Source organism: Vibrio sp. 1069 (assembly GCF_033340555.1).
The window spans coordinates 1-500 of sequence record NZ_JAWOWP010001048.1 but is presented as its reverse complement, the minus strand read 5'-3'; the positions used below and the strand labels follow the sequence as shown (position 1 = coordinate 500).

Genomic DNA, 500 nt, shown 5'->3' with positions numbered 1-500 from the left:
GGTACGTTCGTCTTCTGACCGAACTGATCTTTCACAACTAAAGTCACTTGGTTTGAACCATGACTCAGTTCGATTTTGCCGTTTTGCGCACCATCACCCAGTTCGAATTCTTTTGAATTCACGTAAACCGTTTGACCAACCAAACCGGCGGTCGATAGCACTTGCATGTTGTCGAGTAGCACCATGCTGTTTTGCATGACCTTCGACATGTTCTCGGTACTTTGAACTTGAGAGAACTGCGCCAACTGACCGACGTACTCTGTGCCATCTAACGGGTTTAACGGATCTTGGTTTTGAATTTGCGCCACCATCAAAGAGATGAACTCATTTTGAAGTGAAGACGCGCTGTTCTTATCCGTTGGGTTTGGCGCAATGCCACTGTTTTCTTTTGCTGCCGCTTTAACCGGAGCGTCCGACGATAATGCCGTGTACTGTGCAAGACTCATTAGCTACCCTGCCCTAAACGAAGCAAGCCTTGCTGCATGCTTTTCACATTTGCC

At 47.4% G+C, this 500-nt stretch carries 1 protein-coding gene; it reads right to left on the bottom strand.

The genetic code is table 11. From position 1 onward, the window contains the following. The coding region (locus R7040_RS30530) for a flagellar hook capping FlgD N-terminal domain-containing protein (RefSeq protein WP_318098200.1) at nucleotides 1-446 on the bottom strand (446 nt) is incomplete at its 3' end. Nucleotides 447-500 lie beyond the last annotated feature (54 nt).